The following is a 20,311-nucleotide window of genomic DNA, read 5'->3' on the forward strand; positions in this document are numbered from 1 at the left end:
GGGGGTCCTCTCAGAGTGTGATGGAGCGGTCGGCTTCTGCCTGCCATGCGCGGACGACCTGCCGCAGCGGCAGGGTGTCGTCGCACAGGCGCGCGAAACAGGCGGTGACGTCGTGGCCGACCAGTGAGCGAAGCTGGCGCAGGTCGCCGCCGGCATTCACGGCAATGGCATGGCTCAGGCGGCCGTGGCGGGTGCCGAGCAGCATGAATTTCGGGGCGGCGGCATCGTGGGCCCCGATACCGCGCCAGGCATAGCGGATATCCGGATGCGCGGCGCCGAGCATCTGCACGTTGCAGCCAAACTGGTCGGTCCAGAACCACGGCAGCGCAGCGGGTTCCGCCGCCACGCCCAGCAGGGACGCCGCAGCGATGCGTCCCTGCTCATTGGCGCTTTGCCAGGACTCGAGCCGGACCTCGGTGCCGAACAGCGGCTGGTACTGGCTGCAGCAGTCGCCGGCGGCGTAGATTCCTTCCGCGCTGGTGCGGCACTGTTCGTCGACCTGGATGCCGCCGTTCTGCGGATGCAGCGCCAGACCAGTGCCGGCGGCAAGCGTCACTTCCGGTGTCAGGCCGATGGCGACCACCACCAGCGGTGCGTGCAGCACCGAACCGTCAGCCAGTTGCAGATGCACGCCATGGTCGCGGGTGTTGCAAGCGGCAATGCCGCAACCGAGGCGCAGGGTCACGCCTTGCGCCCGCACCCGGTCCGCCAGCCATGCACCAAGCTCCGGCGGCAGGGCGCGGCCAAGCAGGCAGTCCGCGCTTTCGACCAGCGTGACCTTCAGGCCCATGCCTGCGGCGGTCGACGCGGTCTCCAGGCCAAGGAAGCCGCCGCCGATCACCACGAGCTCGCCAACGTGCTGCATGGCGTCGCGCAGGCGCGCCGCATCGTCCAGCGAGCGCAGGTAATGCACATGTGGCGTGCCCGGCGGCAGCGCCGGCAGCACGCGGGCATTGCCTCCGGTAGCCAGCAGGCAGGCGCCGTAGCCGATGGCGCTGCCGTCGGCCAGGTGCGCGACATGCCGTGCGGCATCGAGCGCGGTGACGCAGGTGCCCAGCCGCAGCTCTATGCCTTGGTCAGCATAGAAGCTGGCGGGGTGCACGCCGAGCTTCCCCTCCTGTCCGGCATCGGCGAGCACGGACTTGGACAGAGGCGGGCGCTCGTATGGGGCGTGCCGTTCGCCGCCCGCCATGACGATGCGGCCACCGTAGCCAAGTCCGCGAAGCGCCGCGGCCGCCATGGCCCCCGCCTGGCCGGCGCCGACGATCAGGATGGGCGTTTGCTGTGTCATGACTGGCTCCCTTACAGCTCGACCCACACCCGGCTGTCTTCGATCTTGACCGGATAGGTGCGGATATCGCCGGTGGCGGGCGCGCACATTGCCTTGCCGGTGCGGATGTCGAAGCGCGCCTGGTGCAGCGGGCATTCGATGCAGCCGTCTTCCAGGTAGCCGTCCGACAGCAGGGCGTACTGGTGCGTGCAGACGTTGTCGGTGACAAAGTACGCGTCATCGCTGCGATAGACGGCAAGCTGGCGATCGCCCAGCGTCAGCGGCATCACCTCGTCGTTCTGCAGCGTGTTGGCCGCATCGATGTGAATCCATGTCATGGTTATCTCCGTGAATCTAATTTGTCAGTACACTGATCATATAAGATCAGTGTACTGATGTTTGTGGCGCGAAGAATCCTCGTTAACCCTGACTGGTGCGTGCCGTCGCGGGCGTAGGCGCGGCACTGTGCCGCAGCGTGGGACGTGCCTGCCACCGCGCCAGGATCTCGCCCATGATGCCGCGGCGGAAAGTCAGCACGCAGACCACGAAGATCAGCCCGGTCACCATGCTGACCGACTCGCCCAGCGTATCGAACCAGCCGATCCCGGTCATCTCCGCCAGCGCGTTGCCCGCATCCCCCAGCTTGTTCTCCAGCGCGACAATGACCAGCGCGCCGACCAGCGGGCCGGACAGGGTCCCCATGCCACCGACCAGCGTCATGAGGATCACGGAGCCCGACATCATCCAGTGCACATCGGTCAGCGTGGCGAAGCCCAGCACCAGTGTCTTGAGCGCCCCCGCCAGCCCCGCCAGCGCTGACGACAGCACGAACGCCAGCAGCTTGAACCGGTCCGCGTCATAGCCCAGCGAGACGGCGCGCGGCTCGTTCCCCTTGATCGCCCGCAGGATCTGCCCGAAGGGCGAGTTGACGATACGCATGATGGCAAGGAAGGCTGCGACCGTGATCGCCAGCACGACGTAGTACATGGTGTGGTCGGACGCCAGCGGCAGCACGCCGAACAGTTCGCCGCGCGGTACCGCCTGCATGCCATCTTCGCCCCCGGTCACCGGTGCCTGCAGGCAGAAGAAGTAGAACATCTGCGCCAGCGCCAGCGTGATCATGGCGAAGTAGATACCCTGGCGGCGGATCGCCAGCGCGCCGAACACCAGTCCCAGCAGGGCGCCGAATGCAGTGCCGGCCAGCAAGGCCAGTCCCGGCGGAAGCTGCAGCGACTTCATCGCGTAGCCACAGGCATAGGCCGCGCCGCCGAAGAAGGCGGCATGGCCGAAGGACACCAGCCCGGTATAGCCCAGCAGCAGGTTGAAGGCGCAGGCAAACAGCGCGAAGCACAGCAGCTTCATCACCAGTACCGGGTAGGCGCCCAGCCAGGGCGCGAGCAGCAGGGCCGCCAGCAGCAGTCCATAGGCGAGCAGCGGCCGCGTTGCGTTAGTGTGGCTTGCCATCATTTCTCCTTTCCAAACAGGCCGGCCGGTCGCACCAGCAGCACGCAGACCATGGCGACAAAGACAACGGTCGCGGAGGCTTCGGGGTAATAGACCTTGGTGATGCCTTCGAACACACCCAGCCCCAGCCCGGTAAAGATCGAGCCGAGGATCGACCCCATGCCGCCGATCACCACCACCGCGAACACCGTGATGATCAGGTTCTGCCCCATCAGCGGCGACACCTGCATGACTGGCGCGGCGAGCACACCCGCAAGCGCCGCCAGGCCTACGCCGAAGGCATAGGTCAGCGTCACCAGCAGCGGCACGTTGACGCCGAAGGCCTCGACCATGCGCGGATTCTCGGTGCCGGCGCGCAGGTAGGCGCCCAGCCGGGTCTTCTCGATCATGAACCAGGTGGCGAAGCACACCGTCAGCGAGGCCAGCACCACCCAGGCGCGGTAGTTGGGCAGCACCATGAAGCCCAGCTGGCTGACGCCGGTCAACGCCTGCGGCGTGGGGTAGGGCAGGCCGGAGACTCCATAGACCGAGCGCAGCAGGCCTTCGATCAGCAGGCAGATGCCGAGCGTCAGCAGCAGCCCATACAGGTGGTCGAAGCGGTACAGGTGGCGCAGCATGGTGCGCTCCAGCACCACGCCCAGCGCACCGGCCGCCAGCGGCGCCAGCAGCAGCATCAGCCAGTAGTTGATCCCAAGGTAATTCAGGCCCATCCACGCCAGCACAGCGCCCAGCATGAACAACGCGCCATGGGCGAAATTGATCACGTTGAGCAGGCCGAAGATCACGGCCAGCCCCAGGCTCAGGATCGCGTAGAACGATCCGTTGACCAGCCCCAGCAGCAGCTGGCTCAGCAGCGCGGGCAAGGGCACTCCAAACAATTCCATGACAAGGTCTCCTTACACGCCCAGCAGGGCGTTGAGCGCGGGCATCTTCCGTTCCAGCTCGCTGGCGGCGAAGGCCTCCACGATGCGGCCGTGCTCCATCACGAAAAAGCGGTCCGCCAGCGGCGCCGCGAAGCGGAAGTTCTGTTCCACCATGACGATGGTGTAGCCCCGGCGGCGCAGCGTGGCGATCATCTTCGCGAGCTTCTGTACGATCACCGGGGCCAGCCCCTCCGAGATCTCGTCGAGCAGCAGCACGCTGGCGCCGGTGCGCAGGATGCGCGCCACCGCCAGCATCTGCTGCTCGCCGCCCGACATGCGCGTGCCCGGGCTCTTGCGCCGCTCGTGCAGGTTGGGGAACATCTCGTAGATCTCGGCAACGGACATGGGCTCGCGCAGTCCCGTCGCGCCCGGCGCTGCCTCGAAGGCAGGCGGCAGCATCAGGTTCTCTTCGCACGACAGGCTGGCAAAGATGGCGCGTTCCTCCGGGCAATACCCCAGCCCCAGCGGCGCGATGCGGTGGGTCTTCATGCCGATGGTTTCCCGGCCGAAGACTTGCACCGAGCCCTTGCGCGTGCCAAGCAGTCCCATGATGGCGCGCAGCGTGGTGGTACGGCCCGCGCCGTTGCGGCCCAGCAGCGTCACCACTTCGCCCGGCTGGACCGCCAGGTCGACGCCGTGCAGGATGTGCGATTCGCCGTACCAGGCATGCAGGCCCCGCAATTCCAGGGCGGGGGTGGCGGTTGCGGTCATGCGGCCTCCTGCTGGTCTTCCGTGGTTCCCATATAGGCTTCCTTCACCTGCGGGTTGCGCGAGATCTCGCCATACGTGCCTTCGGCCAGCACGGCGCCGCGCTGCAGCACCGTGATGCGATCGACGATCGACGAGACCACGCTCATGTTGTGCTCCACCATCAGCACGGTCCGTCCAGCCGACACACGCTTGATCAGCGCGGTCACGGTCTCGACGTCCTCGTGGCCCATGCCCTGCGTGGGCTCGTCCAGCAGCATCAGCTCGGGATCGGTGGCGAGCGTGGTAGCCAGCTCCAGCGCGCGCTTGCGGCCATAGGCCAATTCGGCCGTGCCGAGATGCGCGAAGCCGGCAAGGCCCACGTCATCCAGCAGTTCCATGGCGCGCGCCTCCAGCCGCGACAGCGAGCGCCTGCCGCGCCAGAAATGCCACGACGTGCCCAGCTTGCGCTGCAGCGCGATGCGCACGTTCTCCAGCACGGTCAGCTGCGGGAACACCGCCGAAATCTGGAACGAGCGGATCACGCCCATGCGGGCGATCTGCGCCGGCCGCAGCGCGGTGATGTCGGCACCGTTGAAATGGATGGAGCCGGACGACGGCGCGTGAAACTTGGTCAGCAGGTTGAAGCAGGTGGTCTTGCCGGCGCCGTTGGGGCCGATCAGCGCATGGATCGAGCCCCGCCGCACCGACAGGCTGACATCGCTGACGGCGGTAAAGCCCTTGAACGCCTTGGTCAGCCCCTGCGTGCGCAGGATCACGTCTTGCTCAGGCATTGGCGCGCTCACTTCTTGACCAGCGGGCATTCGCTGGCGGACAGCGGGCGGAAGGCTTCGTCGCCAGGGATCGTGCCGATGTACTTGACCAGGTCCCACGCGCCTTTCGATTCCGCCGGCGTCTTGGCCTGGGCCAGGTACATGTCGTGCACCATGCGCCCATCGATCCGGACCTTGCCATTGCGCACGAAGGCATCGTTGACGGGCAGGGCGCGCATCTTGTCCGCCACCGCGGGGCCCTCGACGGTCTTGGCGGCTTCCACGGACTTCAGGTAATGCAGCACGCCCGAGTAGACACCGATCTGCCCATGGGTGGGATATGCCTTGTGGCGCTTGTAGTAGCGCTCGACGAAGTCCTTCGACTTCGCGTCGAGGTCGAGCCTGAACGGGTCGACGTAGGTGAGGCCCTGCGCGGCGGGCAGTCCCAGGCTCTTGAGATCGGTGATGAAGGTGGACGGCGTGATCACCGTCTGCCCCGCCTTGATCAGCCCGAACTCGCCGGCGGCCTTGACCCCGTTGATCATGTCATTGCCGGCATTGGCCAGCACCACGACCTTGGCCTTGGATGCCGACGCCGCGACCACCGGGCTGCTGAAGTCGCTGGCATTGAGCGGATGGCGCGTGCTGCCCACGTTCTTGCCGCCGCCGGCGTCCACTGCCTTGCGGAAGTCGGCCTCTAGCGACTGGCCAAAGGCGTAGTCCACCGTGATGTAGTACCAGCTGTTGCGGCCCTGATCGATCAGGCGCCGGACCAGCGGATACGACACGGAATAGGTGTCCCAGGCCCAGTGGAATCCCGTAGACGAGCAGTTCTGGTTGGTCAGCGCCATGGCGCCGCCAGTGGAGACGATATCGATCTTCTGCTTCTGGCGCGCCACTTCCTGCACCGCCAGCGCCGTCGATGAATTGGGGAAGTCGATCACCATGTCGACGCCGTCGGTATCGAACCAGCGGCGCGCCAGCGACGAGGCAATATCGGCCTTGTTCTGGTGATCGGCTGACAGCACCGTGACGGGCTTGCCCAGCGCCTTGCCGCCGAACTCCTCGACGGCCATCTGGGCGGCGACGACGGAGCCCTTGCCGGACAGGTCGGCATAGGAGCCGGACATATCGGTGATGACGCCGATCTTCACGCCGCTGGCGTCGGCCAGGGCGGGCGTGGCCTGCGCCAGGCCGAGCACGGCGGATGACGCGGCAAGGGTGCGGAGGATGCGAGAGGTGGACATGGGGGCTCCAGGTTGTCTGCGCGAAGGGATGGAAGTTGGCGATGGCTGCATTCGCCCGCCGCGGGCGCCATCGCTGCGCTCGCGCGGTAATTAATTCAGTATGCTGAATATATGCCGATGAAAAGGGCGGATTTCTCCGCCCTGCAAGTGCGCCGGGTGGCAGTGCTCAGGTGGACAGGTCGCGTCCGCGCGTCTCCGGCACGAACACCATGCCGATGACGAAGGCGAGTCCGGCGATGACCACCGGATACCACAGGCCAAAGTACACGTCGCCGCTGGACACGTTCATTGCCGTGACCACGAACGACAGCATGCCTCCAACCCAGCCCGCACCTAGGTGGAAGGGCAGCGACAGCGAGGTGTAGCGCACCCTCGCCGGGAACAGCTCGACCATGAAGGCGGCCATCGGGCCATAGACCATGGCCAGGAACAGGATCGGCACCAGCAGCAATAGGAACACCATCGGCGTATTCATCCGGGCCGGATCGGCGCGTTCCGGCCAGCCGGCCGCGACCAGTGCGCCCTTGATGGCGGCGCGGTCGAAACCCTGCAGCGTGCGCTCGCCGATCCGCACTTCCGCCTGGGCCGGGTTGCTGGCTGGCACGAAGGTGTAGCCTACGCCCAGGTCGGTCAGGTAGCCGCGGATCTTGTCGCAGGCTGACACCGGTTCGCCAAACAGGCGCGCCTTGCAGTCGCCTGCGGTCACCTGCACCGTGCCTTGCCGCTGGAACTGCTCCAGCGCCGGATTGGCGTAGTGGGTCAGTCCCTTGAACACCGGCTGGGTGCATAGCGCAGCCAGCAGGCACGCCGCCATCATGATGTACTTGCGGCCGATACGATCGGACAACCAGCCGAAGAACAGGTAGCACGGCGTGGCTACCACCAGTGCGATCGCGATCAGCTTGTGCACGGTTTCGATCGGCACCTGCAGCGTCTTGTTGAGGAAGAACATGCTGTAGAAGTGGCCGGTGCCGAAGATCGCGCCAAGCCCGGCGGCCACCACGAACAGCAGCAGCACCGACTTCAGGTTCTTCCACTGGGTGAAGCTCTCGCGGATGGGAGACTTCGAGGTGGCGTTGCCCGCCTTCATGCGCGCGAATACCGGCGATTCATGCAGCTTGCCGCGGATATAGACCGAGATCACCAGCATCACCAGCGACACGATGAACGGGATGCGCCAGCCCCACGCGCGGAATTCCGCTTCGGTCAGGAAGGTCTTGAGCAGGTACACCACGAACAGCGAGGACAGCAGGCCCAGGGTGGCGGTGGTCTGCAGCGAACTGGTGTAGAGACCTCGCTTGCTCGTCGGCGAGTGCTCGGCGACGTATGTGACCGCGCCGCCCACTTCGCCGCCAAGTGCCAGGCCCTGCAGCAGCCGCAACAGGACCAGCAGCACGGTGGCGGTGATGCCGATCTGCTGGTACGTCGGCAGCACGCCCACGCCCACCGTGGCCACCCCCATCAGCAGGATGGTGACCAGGAAGGTGTACTTGCGGCCGATCAGGTCGCCCAGGCGCCCGAACAGCAGCGCGCCCACGGGGCGGATCAGGAAGCCGGCGCCAAAGGTGGCCAGGCTCGCCAGGAAAGCGGCTGTTTCGTTGCCCGGCGGAAAGAACAGAGCGCCGAAGTACACGGCCAGCGCCGCGTAGATGTAGAAGTCATACCACTCCATCAGGGCGCCGAAGGATGAGGCAAGGATGACCTTGCGTTCTTCAACAGTCATGCCGGAGGCTTGGGCGCGTGTCTCGGCGCGGGTCAGGCTGATCGTCATGGCGGGGGTCCTCTTGGTCAGGCCGTTGTCTCTGTTGTTTGTTTGCTTCCCGGTGGTGCAGGCGCCGGTGGCGCGGCTCGTTCATGGCTTGCCGCTGTGCAGCGCTGCATGCTGCCGGTGCATCAGTCAGTATGCTGATGAGAAGCGCAGTATGCTGAGCAAAATACAGGCCAGTGCCGACGCCGCCCGCTGTCTTGCAAAGGCGCCGGAAAGCCCGATTTAAACGGTTATTTCATATCGTCAGCATACTGATCATCTGCGAATCAGTGTACTGAGCGACTTTGCTCATCGTTATAGGTGTTAACCCTTCGCGCCGCGTCTGGACTTTTGAAATGTCGCTGACTAGAATCCAAAACTAATCAGTGTACTGAGCAATTAGCGATGCAACGCGTTTGCGCATGCGGGACAAGCTCGGCACGCAGCGATTCCACCCATCAGGAGCCCCCACCAGCATGAACCATGTGAAGAAGATCGCCCTGGAAGAGCATTTCATGACCCCTGGTTTCCAGGCATATTCCAAAGGGTTTACGCAGCATATCGATCCGGCGGTGCTCGCCGAGCTCGGTCGCCGCCTTGCCGATTTCGACGAAGAGCGGCTTGCCGAGATGGACCGGTGCGGCATCGACATCACCGTGTTGTCGCAAACCGGCCCGGGCGTGCAGGGCGAGCCTGACGCCGGCCTGGCGCTGGCACGGGCGCGCGAGAGCAATGACTTCCTGGCGGCGCAGATCGCCCGCCATCCGACGCGCTATGCCGGCTTTGCCGCGCTACCGATGCAGGATCCCGGGCAGGCGGCGGCCGAACTGGAGCGCGCCGTGCAGCAGCTCGGCTTCAAGGGCTCGCTGGTAAACGGCCATACGCATGGTCGCTACTACGATGACCCTGCGTATGACGGTTTCTGGGAGCGCATGCAGGCGCTGGATGTGCCGATGTACCTGCATCCCACCGATGCCTTCGTGTCGCCGCAAGTGCTCGCAGGTCATCCGGAGCTGGCGGGGGCGGCGTGGGGGTGGGGCGTGGAAACCGCATCGCATGCGCTGCGGTTGTTGTTCAGCGGCGTGTTCGACCGCTTCCCGCGCCTGAAGCTGATCCTCGGACATATGGGCGAGGGCTTGCCGTACCAGCGCTGGCGCTTTGACAGCCGCTTCGCGGTCTATTCGCACGGCGTCAAGCTGCAGCGCGCGCCGTCCGAGTACATCGGCCGCAATATCGTCATCACTACCTCGGGCGTGTGTTCGCACGGCGCGCTGATGGGCGCCATTGCCGAACTGGGACCGCAGGCGGTGATGTTCTCGGTCGACTATCCCTATGAATCCACTGAAGCGGCCGCGAAGTTCATCGACAGCGCACCGCTCGACGACACCACGCGCGCGCTGGTCTGCCACGGCAACGCGCAACGCCTGCTCAAGCTCTGATCGCACCCACCGGGAACCCCTAATGCAAAAAGTCCTTCGTATCGGCCAGATCGTCCCCAGTTCGAACACGACGATGGAAACCGAAATCCCCGCCATGCTGACGGCGCGCCAGCAGATCCGCCCGGAGCGCTTCACCTTCCACTCGAGCCGCATGCGGATGAAGAAGGTGGTCAAGGAAGAGCTGGCGGCAATGGATGCCGAGTCCGACCGCTGCGCAGTGGAACTAAGCGATGCCCGCGTCGATGTGCTCGGCTATGCGTGCCTGGTCGCGATCATGGCGATGGGCCATGGCTACCACCGGCAGTCCGAACAGCGCCTGAAGGCGCATACCACGGCCAACGGCGGCGATGCCCCTGTCATCACCAGTGCCGGCGCACTGGTGGATGCGCTCAAGGTGATGGGCGCGAAGCGCATTGCGGTGGTGGCGCCCTACATGAAGCCACTGACCGAACTGGTGGTGGACTACATCCGCAACGAGGGTTATGAAGTCGTGGACTACCGCGCGCTGGAAATCCCCGACAACCTGGAAGTCGGCCGCCACGACCCCGCGCGCCTGCCCGGTATCGTCGCGCAGATGAACACGCGGGACGCCGACGTGATCGTGCTGTCTGCCTGCGTGCAGATGCCGTCGCTTCCTGCCGTGGCAAAGGTCGAGGCGATGACCGGCAAGCCGGTGCTTACCGCCGCCATCGCCACGACGTACGCGATGCTCCGTGCACTGGACCTGGAGCCGGTCGTGCCGGGCGCGGGTGCGCTGCTGTCCGGCGCCTACTGAGGAGCGGCCATGAGTACCTTCCTGTACGGAGGCCATGTCCACGCCAACGGCATCCGGCAGCATTACCTGCGCTACGGCGGCAATCAGGGCGAGCGCGCCGCGCGCGACGCCGTCGTGATCGTGCCGGGCATCACCAGCCCCGCGATCACCTGGGGCTTTGTCGGCGAGCACTTCGGCACGCGCTTCGACACCTACATCCTCGACGTGCGCGGCCGCGGGCTGTCGTCGGCGGAGCCGGAGCTCGAATACGGCCTCGACGCGCAGGCGCGCGACGTAACGGCCTTTGCCGAAGCGCTGGGCCTGCCGCGCTACAGCGTGGTCGGCCATTCGATGGGCGCGCGGATCGGCCTGCGTGCCGCGGCGGGACAGCCGGGCGGGCTGGCGCGGCTGGTGATGGTCGATCCGCCCGTGTCGGGGCCCGGGCGCCGCCCGTATCCGGCGCAGCTGCCGTGGTACGTCGATTCGATCCGGCTGTCCCGGCAAGGCACCGACCTGGATGGCATGCGCCGCTTCTGCCCGACCTGGACCGACGAGCAGTTGCGCCTGCGTGCCGAATGGCTGCACACCTGCAATGAAGAGGCGGTGGTGCGCAGCTTCGAGGATTTCCACCGCGACGACATCCACGCCGACATGCCGCGGGTCGGGGTGCCCACGTTGTTGATGACCGCCGGCCGCGGCGACGTGGTCCGGCCCGAAGACGTCGCGGAGATTCGTACGCTGCTGCCAGGCGTGCTGGTCAGTCACGTCGCCAATGCGGGCCACATGATCCCGTGGGACGACGAAGCGGGCTTTTACGCGGCGCTGGAGGATTTCCTCGGCGCGCCGCTGTTGCAATGACGAACAAGGAACCGACATGCCGGTAAGCGACCACCAGATGATCGAGGCCTGGCGCAAGGTGCTGCGGCTGTCCCGGCTGGAGCCGGGCCAGACCGTCACCATCCTGACCAGCGCCGCCACCCACCCGCAGACGCTGTCCACCGCGCTCACCGCCACGCAGTCGATGGGCGCCATCGTCAACCGGCTTGACCTGCCGCCTGTCAATGGCGAAAAGGCACTGAGCCGCGATGCGCTCGCCTACCTCGGCACCACGCCGCTGACCGGCAACCCGGCGGCCATCGCCGCGCTGAAGGCGAGCGACCTGGTGCTGGATCTGATGACGCTGCTGTTCTCGCCCGAGCAGCACGAGATCCTGCAGGGCGGAACCAGGATCCTGCTGGCCGTCGAGCCGCCCGAGGTGCTGGCGCGCATGGTGCCTTGCGAGGCCGATCGCGAACGCGTGAAGGCGGCTTCGCAACGCCTGGCAAGCGCAAGGGAAATGCACGTGGTCTCGCCCGCCGGCACCGACCTGCGCTGCCCGCTGGGGGAATTCCCCGCGATCAGCGAGTATGGCTTTGTTGACGAGCCGGGGCGGTGGGACCACTGGCCGAGCGGCTTCGCGCTGACCTGGCCGAATGAAGGCGCCGCTTACGGGACCATCGTGCTGGACAAGGGCGACATCCTGCTGCCGCAGAAGACCTACGTCACCGAGCCGATCCGCCTGACGGTGGAAGCAGGCTTTGCGACGCGCATCGAAGGCGGGCTCCATGCGGAGTTGCTGAGCGAATACATGGCGTCGTTCAACGATCCCGAAGCCTATGCGATCTCGCATATCGGCTGGGGCCTGCAGCCGCGCGCGCATTGGTCGACGCTGGGCCTGTACGACCGTGAGGCCACCATCGGCATGGATGCGCGCGCGTTCGAGGGCAACTTCCTGTTTTCGCTTGGCCCCAACAACGAGGCCGGCGGCCATCGCACTACGGCCTGCCATATCGACATCCCGGTGCGCCGCTGCACCGTGCGCCTGGACGGCGTCGACGTGGTGACCGCGGGCAAGGTGACCGACGGCTTCCGCTACCCGGAGGACAAGTCGTGATGCACAAGGAAATCGGCGCGTACCAGCGCCAGGGCTTTGGCAATACGCTCGAGCTGGCCGGCCCCTTCGGGCTGCTGATCGTGGACTTCGTCAACGGCTTCGCCGATCCGGCGGTCTTCGGCGGCGGCAATATCCGCGAGGCCATTGCCAATACCGTGCCGCTGCTCGCGGTGGCGCGGTGCGAAGGCTGGCCCGTCGCGCACAGCCGCATCGTGTATGCCGACGACGGCGCCGACCACAACGTGTTCTCGATGAAGGTGCCGAACATGCTGACGCTGAAGGAGCAAGCCTTCAACAGCGCCATCGTGGCAGATCTGGCCCCGCGCCCTGGCGAACTGGTGGTGCGCAAGACCGTGCCGTCGGCGTTCTTCGGCACGTCGCTGGCGGCGTGGCTGACGCAGCGCGGCGTGCGCACGCTGCTTGTGGCCGGGGCCGTCACCAGCGGCTGCGTGCGTGCCAGCGTGGTCGATGCGATGCAGTACGGCTTCCGCCCGCTGGTGCTGTCCGACTGCGTGGGCGACCGCGCGCTGGCGCCGCACGAGGCCAACCTGTTCGACATGGCGCAGAAATACGCAACGGTCGCCACGCGGGCGGAGGGGCTTGCCGCCATCGGCGTGCGGGACTAGGTGCCCGCAAGGGCATGACGGGCTGCCGGGATGCGGTAAAGCCGCAATTGACAGGGCCGCCCGCATTTTCATAGGATTTTGGTCAGTATGCTGAATAAGCCACGCTTATCATCGGAACGGACAAGGCAATGACATCGTCGATCGAACCGGATCACCCGGAAAGCGCGCGCGGCCAGGGAGTCGGCGCGCGCGTGGCGCGCAAGGAAGACGCCCGTCATCTGCACGGCAAGGGCCGCTTCGTCGCGGACATCGCCATGCCGGACTTGCAGGAAGTCGCGTTCCTGCGCAGCCCGGTTGCGCACGCCCGGCTGCTATCGGTGACCAAGCCGTCCCGGCACGCCGCCGCGGTGATCGTGCGTGAAGACATGACGGCGGCCAGCGACATCGTCGCCGATTCGGCCTTCCCGTCCTACCAGCCCTCGGCACAGCCGCCACTGGCCAGCGGCAAGGTGCGCTTCGTCGGCGAGCCGGTGGCGATGGCGTTCGCGCCCACCCGCGCCGAGGCAGAGGATATCGCCGAGCAGGTCGCCGTGTCGTTCGACGAACTGCCCGCGCTGGCCGACGTGACGCAGGCCCGCCAGCTTGCCGGCGAGGTGCGCGTGCACGAGCACTGGCGCGACAATACCTTCCTGGCGCTGAGCGCCGACAAGAACTTCGAGACGCGCCGGCGCGAGGCCACGGTGGTGGTGCGCCGCCAGATCGACCTCGCGCGGCAGTGCATGGTGCCGATGGAAGGCAAGGCAGTGCTGGCCTACTGGGACCACCAGTTCGACCAACTGGTGGTCTACAGCGCGACGCAGGTGCCGCACATGATCCGCACGATCCTGGCGCACTGCCTGGGGCTGGAGCAGGAGCGCGTGCGGGTGATTTCGCCCGACGTGGGTGGTGCCTTCGGCTATAAGTGCGTGCTGCAGCAGGAAGAACTGTGCATCGCGTGGCTGGCGCTGACCTACAAGCGCCCGTTCCGCTTTATCGAAGACCGGCGCGAGCACCTGACCGCCGGCGCAAACTCGCGCGAGCACCACTACGAGTTGACCGCGTATGCCGATGCGCGCGGCCGCCTGCTGGCGCTGGATGCAAGGATCGAGATCGATGGCGGGGCTTATTCCGTGTGGCCGTTCACCATCGGGCTGGAACCGGGGCAGGCGATCGGCAACCTGCCGGGGCCGTACGCCTTCGAGGGCTACCGCTGCGAAACCACTTGCGTGGCGACGAACAAGCCGGGCTTCGTGCCCTATCGCGGCGTGGCGCGTACCGGGGTCTGTTTTGCGATGGAGCTGATGATCGACGCCATCGCCCGCGAAGTGGGACGCGAGCCGTGGGAGGTGCGCTGCGAAAACCTGGTGCCGCCCGAGGCCATGCCCTATGTCAACGTCACCAACAAGCATTTCGACGGCGGCGACTATCCGGCCAGCGTACGCAAGGCCATGGAGATGATCGGCCTGCCCGCGATCCGTGCGCGCCAGAAGGCGGGGCCGCAGGGCAGCACCTATGTCGGCGTGGGTTTCGGCACCTACACCGAGCAATCGGCGCACGGCACCTCGGTGTTCGCCGCGTGGGGCACGCCGGTGATCCCGGGCTTCGATTCTGCGACGGTGCGCATCACGCCGGACGGCGGGCTGGAGGTGCGCGTGGGCGTGCATTCGCACGGGCAGGGCATGGAGACCACCTTCGCGCAGATCGCCCACGAGATCCTCGGCATCGACATCGCGCGGATCAAGGTCGTGCACGGCGATACCGGCCTGACGCCGTTCTCGACCGGCACGTATGCGTCGCGCTCGCTGGTGATGTCCGGTGGCGCGGTGTCGCGTGCCTGCAAGGCGCTGCTGCCGCGCCTACTGAAGATCGGCGCGCACATGCTCGGCCAGCCGCAGGATGCCGTGGCGTTCCGGGACGGCGCCGTGGCGGGCGGGGATGCAGGCACCGCCGATATCGCACGCATCGCCAACGCCTGGTACATCAACCCGCACCTGTTGCCGCCGGACGTCGACGCGCAGGGGCTGGAAGTCACGATGGGCTTCAAGCCTGCCGTCGATACCGGCAGCTTCACCTACGCCACGCATGCCGTGGCGGTGGAAGTCGATATCGACTCCGGCCACGTCGAGATCCTCGACTACGTGGTGGTGGAGGACTGCGGCACCATGATCAACCCGATGGTGGTGGAAGGGCAGACCTACGGCGGTGTGGCGCAGGGCATCGGCACCGCGATGTTCGAAGCCATGCACTACGATGGCAATGGCCAGCCGCTGGCGTCGACGCTGGCGGACTACATGCTGCCGGGGCCGACCGAGATCCCGTCGATCCGCATCCATCATTTCGAGACGCCGTCACCGCATACGGAGTTCGGCGCCAAGGGGATGGGCGAGGGCGGGGCGATCGCGCCGCCGGCGGCCATCTTCAATGCCGTCAATGACGCATTGCGCGATTTCGGCGTCGAGCTCAAGGAGACGCCGCTGACGCCGCGCAAGCTCCTGGAGGCGCTGGATGCGGCCGAGGCCGATGCGCATAACCGGAAGGCTGCCTGACCGATGAAAGCCGTTGCATTTTCCTACCACGCGCCCGGCTCGCTGCCGGAGGCGCTGTCCCGCCTGGGCGCGGGTACCGATGTATCCAAGGCCATGGGCGGTGGGCAATCGCTGGGGCCGATGCTGAACCTGCGCCTGACCCGGCCCGATACGGTGGTCGATGTGTCGGCGCTGCGCGAATTGCGCGACGTGACTGCAGCCGCTGACGGCATCCGCATCGGCGCCTGCGTCACCCACGCGCAGATCGAGGACGGCGTGTTCGAACCGCTGCGCGGCACCATGCTGCAGGCCGTTGCCGGCGGCATCGCCTATCGGGCGATCCGCAATCGTGGCACCGTAGGCGGCAGCCTAGCGCATGCGGATCCGGCGGCCGACTGGGTCGTGGCAATGACCGCATTGGGCGCGCGCATCGAGATCGCATCCGCGGCCGGCATGCGCGAAGTACCGATGGAGTCGTTCATGATCGGCGCCTACACCACCGTGCTGGCCGAAGGCGAGCTGATCGCCGCAGTGCGGGTGCCGCCGAAGACCGCGCACAGCCGCTGGGGCTACCAGAAGCTGTGCCGCAAGACCGGCGAATTCGCCGAGGCCAGCTGCGCCGCTTACTTCGACGCCAGCCGCCGCTTCGGCCGCATCGTCCTGGGCGCGCTGGACGGTCCGCCCATGGTGCTGCCCGGCCTGACGCGCGCCGTGGCGGCGCAGGGCGCGGCCGCGCTGACTGCCGAGGCAGTTGCCGAAGCCGTCGCGCAGGCCGCGCCGGGCAAGGACGCCATCGACCGCAAGCTGTACCGAACCGTCGTGATGCGCTGCGTCACGCAATTGCTGAACTGAGGAGCGTCCCGTGCAGACCATCGAATTCACTGTCAACGGCCGCCGGGTGTCCGGCGCGTGCGCGGACCGGACGCACCTGGGCGACTACCTGCGCGACACGCATCGCCTGACTGGCACCCACCTTGGCTGCGAGCACGGCGTGTGCGGCGCCTGCACCGTGCTGGTGGACGACAAGCCGGTGCGCTCGTGCATCACCTTCGCCGCCGCCTGCCAGGGCGCGGACATCGTCACGGTGGAGGGCTACGAGGATGACCCGGTCATGGCCGACCTGCGCGCGGCCTTCAACCGGCATCACGCGCTGCAGTGCGGCTACTGCACGCCCGGGATGCTGGCCACCGCGCGCGATATCGTGGTGCGCCTGCCCGATGCCGACGAAGCCACCATCCGCCACGAGCTGTCGGGCAACCTGTGCCGCTGCACCGGCTATATGGGCATCGTCGCCGCGATCCGTTCGGTGCTGGACGCGCGTCGCGCGGCCGCCGGCGTGATCGCGCGGCACGCCGGCGCGGCCGCCGCACCGCTGCCGTTCGCGGGCTTCACGGTCGCCGACGAGGCGCTCGGCACGCAGCCGCACCTTGCCGCGGCGGGCAGCGCCGAGCCGGAGCGCTCGGCCGACCGCAAGGGCTGGTCGCGCATCGAAGGCGGCTTCGCCGTGCCCTATGCACTGGACCAGGTATGGGCCTTCATGGCGGACTTGCCGGCCGTGGCGGGCTGCCTGCCCGGCGCGGTGCTGACGGAAGTGGCCGGGGACAAGGTCAAGGGCCATATCGCCATCAAGTTCGGCCCCATGTCGGCGAGGTTCGAGGGCGCCGCGCGCCTGCAGCGCGATGATGCAAACCAGCGCGGCGTGCTGAAAGGGGCGGGGCAGGACTCGCTCAGCAATTCCAAGGCCGCGGGCGATATCGCTTATGCGCTCAAGGCCTTGTCCGCCGGCGAGACCGAAGTCGAGGTCGACCTGCAGTATTCGCTGCAAGGGCCGCTGGCCCAGTTCTCGCGCTCGGGGCTGGTGCGCGACTTCGTGCGGCGGATGATCGCCGACTTCGGCAAGGCGGTGTCGCGCAGGATGGACCCTACGCTCAGCGAGGCCGAGCGCAACCAGGCCGTGCGCCTGAACCCGGTGACAATGTTCTTCGGCGTGCTGTGGGAGCGTATGAAGCGTTTGTTCGGCGCCCGCTGAACATCCCTGGCCGGATAGGCGGGAGGCGCGGCCTTCCTTGCCCGCCTTACCCCGGATGCACTACAACCAGTAGTGCGGTGGCGGTGGTCTTGCCACCATTGGAGATCGCATGTGCGACATCGGCCGCATAGCGCGCGGTCTCGCCGTGCCGCAGCTTCTTCTCATCGGCGCCCGCGCGCACCGTCATCGATCCGCTCAGCACCGACAGGTGTTCCTGGGTGCCGGCCTCGTGCGGCTCGGAGGCCAGCACGCCGCCGGCCTGGATGGTCAGCTCATACCACTCGAAGCGCCCGGCCAGTTCGATCGGGCCCAGGATGCGCAGGTCGCAACGCGTGTCCGGGCTCTTCAGCGACGGGATCGCGTGCGGCTGGACCACGGTGATGCCGCCGCCGGCGCGCTCGCCTGCGCCGCCGGCCAGGAAATCCGCCAGGTTCACGCCCAGCGCATTGGCCAGGCGCCACAGCACCGCGACGGTCGGATTGGCGAGGTTGCGTTCGATCTGCGACAGCATCGACTTGGACACCCCCGCGCGGCGCGACAGTTCGTCGAGCGAGAGCCGGTGCTGCTGGCGCAGCGCCTGCAGCGCCATGCCGACGGCGGGCGGCCCGTCGGCCTGCGGGGTCTGGACCAGGGCTTGCGTCATGGAATGATGTTCGTTATATTGCGCAAAACGTTCGATATACAGAACGCGTTCGATTTATCGATCGGATCGTAGCACACCAGCCAGCACACCCTCGACCCAACGGAGCCAAGCCATGCCGAATGCCCAGGCGTTCTATGCGTCCATCCGCGACGAACTGCAATCCATCCGCGACGCCGGGCTGTACAAGAACGAGCGCGTGATCGCCACGCCGCAGGGCGCGCGCGTGCGCACCAGCGATGGCCGCGAGGTCATCAACCTGTGCGCCAACAACTACCTGGGCCTGTCGTCGCATCCGGGCGTGATCGAGGCCGCGCACGAAGCGCTGCGCACGCATGGCTTCGGCCTCAGTTCGGTGCGCTTTATCTGCGGCACCCAGGACCTGCACAAGACGCTGGAGGCGCGGCTGTCGGCCTTCCTCGGCACCGAGGACACGATCCTTTACGGCTCGGCCTTCGATGCCAACGGCGGGCTGTTCGAAACGCTGCTGGGGGCGGAAGACGCGGTCATCAGCGATGCGCTCAACCATGCCTCGATCATCGACGGGATCCGCCTGTCCAAGGCGCGGCGCTACCGCTACCAGCACAACGACATGGACGACCTGCGCGCGCAGCTGGAGCAGGCCCGGGCCGACGGCGCGCGCTACACGCTGGTGTTCTCCGACGGCGTGTTCTCGATGGACGGCACCGTGGCGCGCCTGGACCAGATGCGCGCGCTGTGCGACGAGTATGGCGCGCTGCTGGGCATCGACGAATGCCATGCCACCGGCTTCATGGGCCAGCGCGGCCGCGGCACGCACGAGGCGCGCGGCGTGTTCGGCAAGATCGACATCATCACCGGCACGCTCGGCAAGGCGCTGGGCGGCGCCTCGGGCGGCTTCACCAGTGCGCGCAAGGAAGTGGTGGCGCTGCTGCGCCAGCGCTCGCGGCCGTATCTGTTCTCGAATACCGTGGCGCCGGCCATCGTGGGCGCTTCGATCGCGGTGCTCGATATTCTTGAAGGAAGCACCGAACTGCGCGACCGGCTCGAGCGCAACACGAAGTTCTTCCGCGCCGGGCTGGGCCGGCTGGGCTTCGACGTCAAGTCCGGCGACCACCCCATCATCCCGATCATGGTCTACGACGCCGACAAGGCGCAGCAGCTGGCGCAGCGGCTGCTGGAGCTGGGCGTGTACGTAGTGGGCTTTTTCTACCCGGTGGTGCCCAAGGGCCAGGCGCGCATCCGCGTGCAGATGAGCGCGCTGCATGACGAGGCCACGCTGCAGGCGGCGCTGGACGCCTTCGGCCACGCCGGCCGAGAACTGGGGCTGATCTGATGGCGGATGCCAAACCGAAAATCCTGATCGTCGGCGCCAATGGCCAGATCGGCTCCGAGCTGGCGCTGGCGCTGGCCGAGCGCTACGGCCGCGCCAACGTCATTACATCCGACGTGGTGCCCACCGGCCGCCACGTGCAGCTGACCCACGAGATGCTCAACGCCACCGACCGCGGCGAGCTGGCCACGGTGGTCGAGCGCCATGGCATCACCCAGGTCTACCTGCTGGCCGCGGCGCTGTCCGCCACCGGCGAGAAGGCCCCGCAGTGGGCCTGGAACCTCAACATGACCAGCTTGCTCAACGTGCTGGAGCTGGCGCGGCAGAACGGGCTGGAGCGGGTGTTCTGGCCCAGCTCGATCGCCGCCTTCGGCCCGACCACGCCGGCCGCGCACACGCCGCAGCAGACCGTGATGGAGCCGACCACGGTCTACGGCATCTCCAAGCAGGCGGGCGAGGGCTGGTGCCGCTGGTACCACGCCAACCATGGCGTCGACGTGCGCAGCGTGCGCTATCCCGGCCTGATCTCGCACAAGACCCCGCCCGGCGGCGGCACCACCGACTATGCCGTCGATATCTTCCATGCGGCGGTCAAGGGCGAGCCCTACACCTGCTTCCTGCGCGAAGACGAGGCTCTGCCGATGATGTATATGCCCGATGCCATCCGCGCCACCATCGAACTGATGGAAGCGCCGGCGGACCGGCTGAGCGAGCGCGGCAGCTACAACATCGCCGGCATGAGCTTTACGCCGGCGCAGATCGCCGCGGCCATCCGCGCGCAGGTGCCGGACTTCCAGATCCGCTACGAGCCGGACTATCGCCAGGCGATCGCGCAAGGCTGGCCGGATTCGATCGACGACGCGGTCGCGCGCGCGGACTGGGGCTGGCGCGCGCGGTACGGGCTGCGCGAGATGGTGGCCGACATGCTGGCCAACCTGAGGGCGAGCTTGCCTGCCTGAGCCG

At 67.1% G+C, this 20,311-nt stretch carries 19 protein-coding genes; 10 read left to right on the forward strand and 9 right to left on the reverse strand.

What is annotated here, in order from left to right:
* Positions 1 to 10 precede the first annotated feature (10 nt).
* The 8 genes from CBM2586_RS20315 to CBM2586_RS20350 all read right to left on the reverse strand — a co-directional run bounded on the left by CBM2586_RS20315 (position 11) and on the right by CBM2586_RS20350 (position 8,135).
* Positions 11 to 1,291: an NAD(P)/FAD-dependent oxidoreductase gene (locus CBM2586_RS20315; protein ID WP_115689464.1), complete on the reverse strand. Its 1,281-nt coding sequence runs from the start codon at positions 1,289 to 1,291 to the stop codon at positions 11 to 13.
* A gap of 11 nt (positions 1,292 to 1,302) precedes the next feature.
* The gene (locus CBM2586_RS20320; protein WP_115665198.1) at positions 1,303 to 1,608 is read right to left on the reverse strand and encodes a non-heme iron oxygenase ferredoxin subunit; all 306 of its coding nucleotides are present in this window, start codon (positions 1,606 to 1,608) and stop codon (positions 1,303 to 1,305) included.
* An 82-nt stretch (positions 1,609 to 1,690) separates the two neighbouring features.
* On the reverse strand, positions 1,691 to 2,734 hold the full coding sequence (locus tag CBM2586_RS20325; protein ID WP_115689466.1) for a branched-chain amino acid ABC transporter permease: 1,044 nt from the start codon (positions 2,732 to 2,734) through the stop codon (positions 1,691 to 1,693).
* Positions 2,734 to 3,618, reverse strand: coding sequence for a branched-chain amino acid ABC transporter permease (locus CBM2586_RS20330; RefSeq protein WP_115665196.1), 885 nt, complete (start codon positions 3,616 to 3,618; stop codon positions 2,734 to 2,736). Before CBM2586_RS20330 ends, CBM2586_RS20325 begins: the two co-directional genes overlap by 1 nt.
* Positions 3,619 to 3,630: 12 nt before the next feature.
* On the reverse strand, positions 3,631 to 4,368 hold the full coding sequence (locus CBM2586_RS20335) for an ABC transporter ATP-binding protein (RefSeq protein ID WP_115665195.1): 738 nt from the start codon (positions 4,366 to 4,368) through the stop codon (positions 3,631 to 3,633).
* Positions 4,365 to 5,138 carry an ABC transporter ATP-binding protein gene (locus CBM2586_RS20340; protein WP_115689468.1) on the reverse strand — a complete coding sequence of 258 codons (774 nt, stop codon included), beginning with the start codon at positions 5,136 to 5,138 and terminating at the stop codon, positions 4,365 to 4,367. Before CBM2586_RS20340 ends, CBM2586_RS20335 begins: the two co-directional genes overlap by 4 nt.
* An 8-nt stretch (positions 5,139 to 5,146) precedes the next feature.
* Complete coding sequence (locus CBM2586_RS20345) at positions 5,147 to 6,364, reverse strand: ABC transporter substrate-binding protein (RefSeq protein WP_115689470.1); 1,218 nt, start codon at positions 6,362 to 6,364, stop codon at positions 5,147 to 5,149.
* Positions 6,365 to 6,530: 166 nt separating this feature from the next.
* Positions 6,531 to 8,135 carry an MFS transporter gene (locus CBM2586_RS20350; RefSeq protein WP_115665192.1) on the reverse strand — a complete coding sequence of 535 codons (1,605 nt, stop codon included), beginning with the start codon at positions 8,133 to 8,135 and terminating at the stop codon, positions 6,531 to 6,533.
* 452 nt (positions 8,136 to 8,587) lie between these two features.
* Between CBM2586_RS20350 and CBM2586_RS20355 the strand changes: the two genes are divergently transcribed.
* The 8 genes from CBM2586_RS20355 to CBM2586_RS20390 all read left to right on the forward strand — a co-directional run bounded on the left by CBM2586_RS20355 (position 8,588) and on the right by CBM2586_RS20390 (position 17,396).
* Complete coding sequence (locus CBM2586_RS20355) at positions 8,588 to 9,550, forward strand: amidohydrolase family protein (protein ID WP_115689474.1); 963 nt, start codon at positions 8,588 to 8,590, stop codon at positions 9,548 to 9,550.
* 22 nt (positions 9,551 to 9,572) lie between these two features.
* A complete protein-coding gene (locus CBM2586_RS20360) occupies positions 9,573 to 10,325 on the forward strand; it encodes a maleate cis-trans isomerase family protein (protein WP_115689476.1) in 753 nt (250 codons plus the stop codon).
* Positions 10,326 to 10,334: 9 nt separating this feature from the next.
* The gene (locus CBM2586_RS20365; RefSeq protein WP_115665188.1) at positions 10,335 to 11,162 is read left to right on the forward strand and encodes an alpha/beta fold hydrolase; all 828 of its coding nucleotides are present in this window, start codon (positions 10,335 to 10,337) and stop codon (positions 11,160 to 11,162) included.
* 16 nt (positions 11,163 to 11,178) lie between these two features.
* Positions 11,179 to 12,237, forward strand: coding sequence for a 2,5-dihydroxypyridine 5,6-dioxygenase (locus tag CBM2586_RS20370; protein WP_115689478.1), 1,059 nt, complete (start codon positions 11,179 to 11,181; stop codon positions 12,235 to 12,237).
* A complete protein-coding gene (locus CBM2586_RS20375) occupies positions 12,237 to 12,863 on the forward strand; it encodes an N-carbamoylsarcosine amidohydrolase (protein WP_115689480.1) in 627 nt (208 codons plus the stop codon). The genes CBM2586_RS20370 and CBM2586_RS20375 overlap by 1 nt, the downstream gene beginning before the upstream one ends.
* Positions 12,864 to 12,991: 128 nt before the next feature.
* Complete coding sequence (locus CBM2586_RS20380; protein WP_115689482.1) at positions 12,992 to 15,388, forward strand: xanthine dehydrogenase family protein molybdopterin-binding subunit; 2,397 nt, start codon at positions 12,992 to 12,994, stop codon at positions 15,386 to 15,388.
* Between the two features lie 3 nt (positions 15,389 to 15,391).
* Positions 15,392 to 16,219 (forward strand): FAD binding domain-containing protein, encoded by an 828-nt coding sequence (locus CBM2586_RS20385; RefSeq protein ID WP_115689484.1) that lies wholly within the window; start codon positions 15,392 to 15,394, stop codon positions 16,217 to 16,219.
* Positions 16,220 to 16,229: 10 nt separating this feature from the next.
* Complete coding sequence (locus CBM2586_RS20390; protein WP_115689486.1) at positions 16,230 to 17,396, forward strand: xanthine dehydrogenase family Fe-S subunit; 1,167 nt, start codon at positions 16,230 to 16,232, stop codon at positions 17,394 to 17,396.
* 46 nt (positions 17,397 to 17,442) lie between these two features.
* Here CBM2586_RS20390 and CBM2586_RS20395 read toward each other — a convergent pair whose 3' ends face one another.
* Positions 17,443 to 18,039, reverse strand: a complete 597-nt coding sequence (locus CBM2586_RS20395) for a helix-turn-helix domain-containing protein (protein ID WP_115665182.1) — start codon at positions 18,037 to 18,039, stop codon at positions 17,443 to 17,445.
* A gap of 112 nt (positions 18,040 to 18,151) precedes the next feature.
* Between CBM2586_RS20395 and kbl the strand changes: the two genes are divergently transcribed.
* On the forward strand, positions 18,152 to 19,351 hold the full coding sequence (gene kbl / locus CBM2586_RS20400; protein ID WP_115665181.1) for a glycine C-acetyltransferase: 1,200 nt from the start codon (positions 18,152 to 18,154) through the stop codon (positions 19,349 to 19,351).
* On the forward strand, positions 19,351 to 20,307 hold the full coding sequence (locus CBM2586_RS20405) for an NAD-dependent epimerase/dehydratase family protein (RefSeq protein ID WP_115665180.1): 957 nt from the start codon (positions 19,351 to 19,353) through the stop codon (positions 20,305 to 20,307). The genes kbl and CBM2586_RS20405 overlap by 1 nt, the downstream gene beginning before the upstream one ends.
* Positions 20,308 to 20,311: the final 4 nt, after the last annotated feature.

This window comes from Cupriavidus taiwanensis (assembly GCF_900250115.1).
Classification (GTDB): domain Bacteria; phylum Pseudomonadota; class Gammaproteobacteria; order Burkholderiales; family Burkholderiaceae; genus Cupriavidus; species Cupriavidus taiwanensis_B.

Bases quoted from the DNA above. Each gene is read 5' to 3' on its own strand.
- CBM2586_RS20315 (WP_115689464.1), bottom strand. From the start codon at position 1,291: ATGACACAGCAAACGCCCATCCTGATCGTCGGCGCCGGCCAGGCGGGG.
- CBM2586_RS20320 (WP_115665198.1), bottom strand. From the start codon at position 1,608: ATGACATGGATTCACATCGATGCGGCCAACACGCTGCAGAACGACGAG.
- CBM2586_RS20325 (WP_115689466.1), bottom strand. From the start codon at position 2,734: ATGGCAAGCCACACTAACGCAACGCGGCCGCTGCTCGCCTATGGACTG.
- CBM2586_RS20330 (WP_115665196.1), bottom strand. From the start codon at position 3,618: ATGGAATTGTTTGGAGTGCCCTTGCCCGCGCTGCTGAGCCAGCTGCTG.
- CBM2586_RS20335 (WP_115665195.1), bottom strand. From the start codon at position 4,368: ATGACCGCAACCGCCACCCCCGCCCTGGAATTGCGGGGCCTGCATGCC.
- CBM2586_RS20340 (WP_115689468.1), bottom strand. From the start codon at position 5,138: ATGCCTGAGCAAGACGTGATCCTGCGCACGCAGGGGCTGACCAAGGCG.
- CBM2586_RS20345 (WP_115689470.1), bottom strand. From the start codon at position 6,364: ATGTCCACCTCTCGCATCCTCCGCACCCTTGCCGCGTCATCCGCCGTG.
- CBM2586_RS20350 (WP_115665192.1), bottom strand. From the start codon at position 8,135: ATGACGATCAGCCTGACCCGCGCCGAGACACGCGCCCAAGCCTCCGGC.
- CBM2586_RS20355 (WP_115689474.1), top strand. From the start codon at position 8,588: ATGAACCATGTGAAGAAGATCGCCCTGGAAGAGCATTTCATGACCCCT.
- CBM2586_RS20360 (WP_115689476.1), top strand. From the start codon at position 9,573: ATGCAAAAAGTCCTTCGTATCGGCCAGATCGTCCCCAGTTCGAACACG.
- CBM2586_RS20365 (WP_115665188.1), top strand. From the start codon at position 10,335: ATGAGTACCTTCCTGTACGGAGGCCATGTCCACGCCAACGGCATCCGG.
- CBM2586_RS20370 (WP_115689478.1), top strand. From the start codon at position 11,179: ATGCCGGTAAGCGACCACCAGATGATCGAGGCCTGGCGCAAGGTGCTG.
- CBM2586_RS20375 (WP_115689480.1), top strand. From the start codon at position 12,237: ATGCACAAGGAAATCGGCGCGTACCAGCGCCAGGGCTTTGGCAATACG.
- CBM2586_RS20380 (WP_115689482.1), top strand. From the start codon at position 12,992: ATGACATCGTCGATCGAACCGGATCACCCGGAAAGCGCGCGCGGCCAG.
- CBM2586_RS20385 (WP_115689484.1), top strand. From the start codon at position 15,392: ATGAAAGCCGTTGCATTTTCCTACCACGCGCCCGGCTCGCTGCCGGAG.
- CBM2586_RS20395 (WP_115665182.1), bottom strand. From the start codon at position 18,039: ATGACGCAAGCCCTGGTCCAGACCCCGCAGGCCGACGGGCCGCCCGCC.
- kbl (WP_115665181.1), top strand. From the start codon at position 18,152: ATGCCGAATGCCCAGGCGTTCTATGCGTCCATCCGCGACGAACTGCAA.
- CBM2586_RS20405 (WP_115665180.1), top strand. From the start codon at position 19,351: ATGGCGGATGCCAAACCGAAAATCCTGATCGTCGGCGCCAATGGCCAG.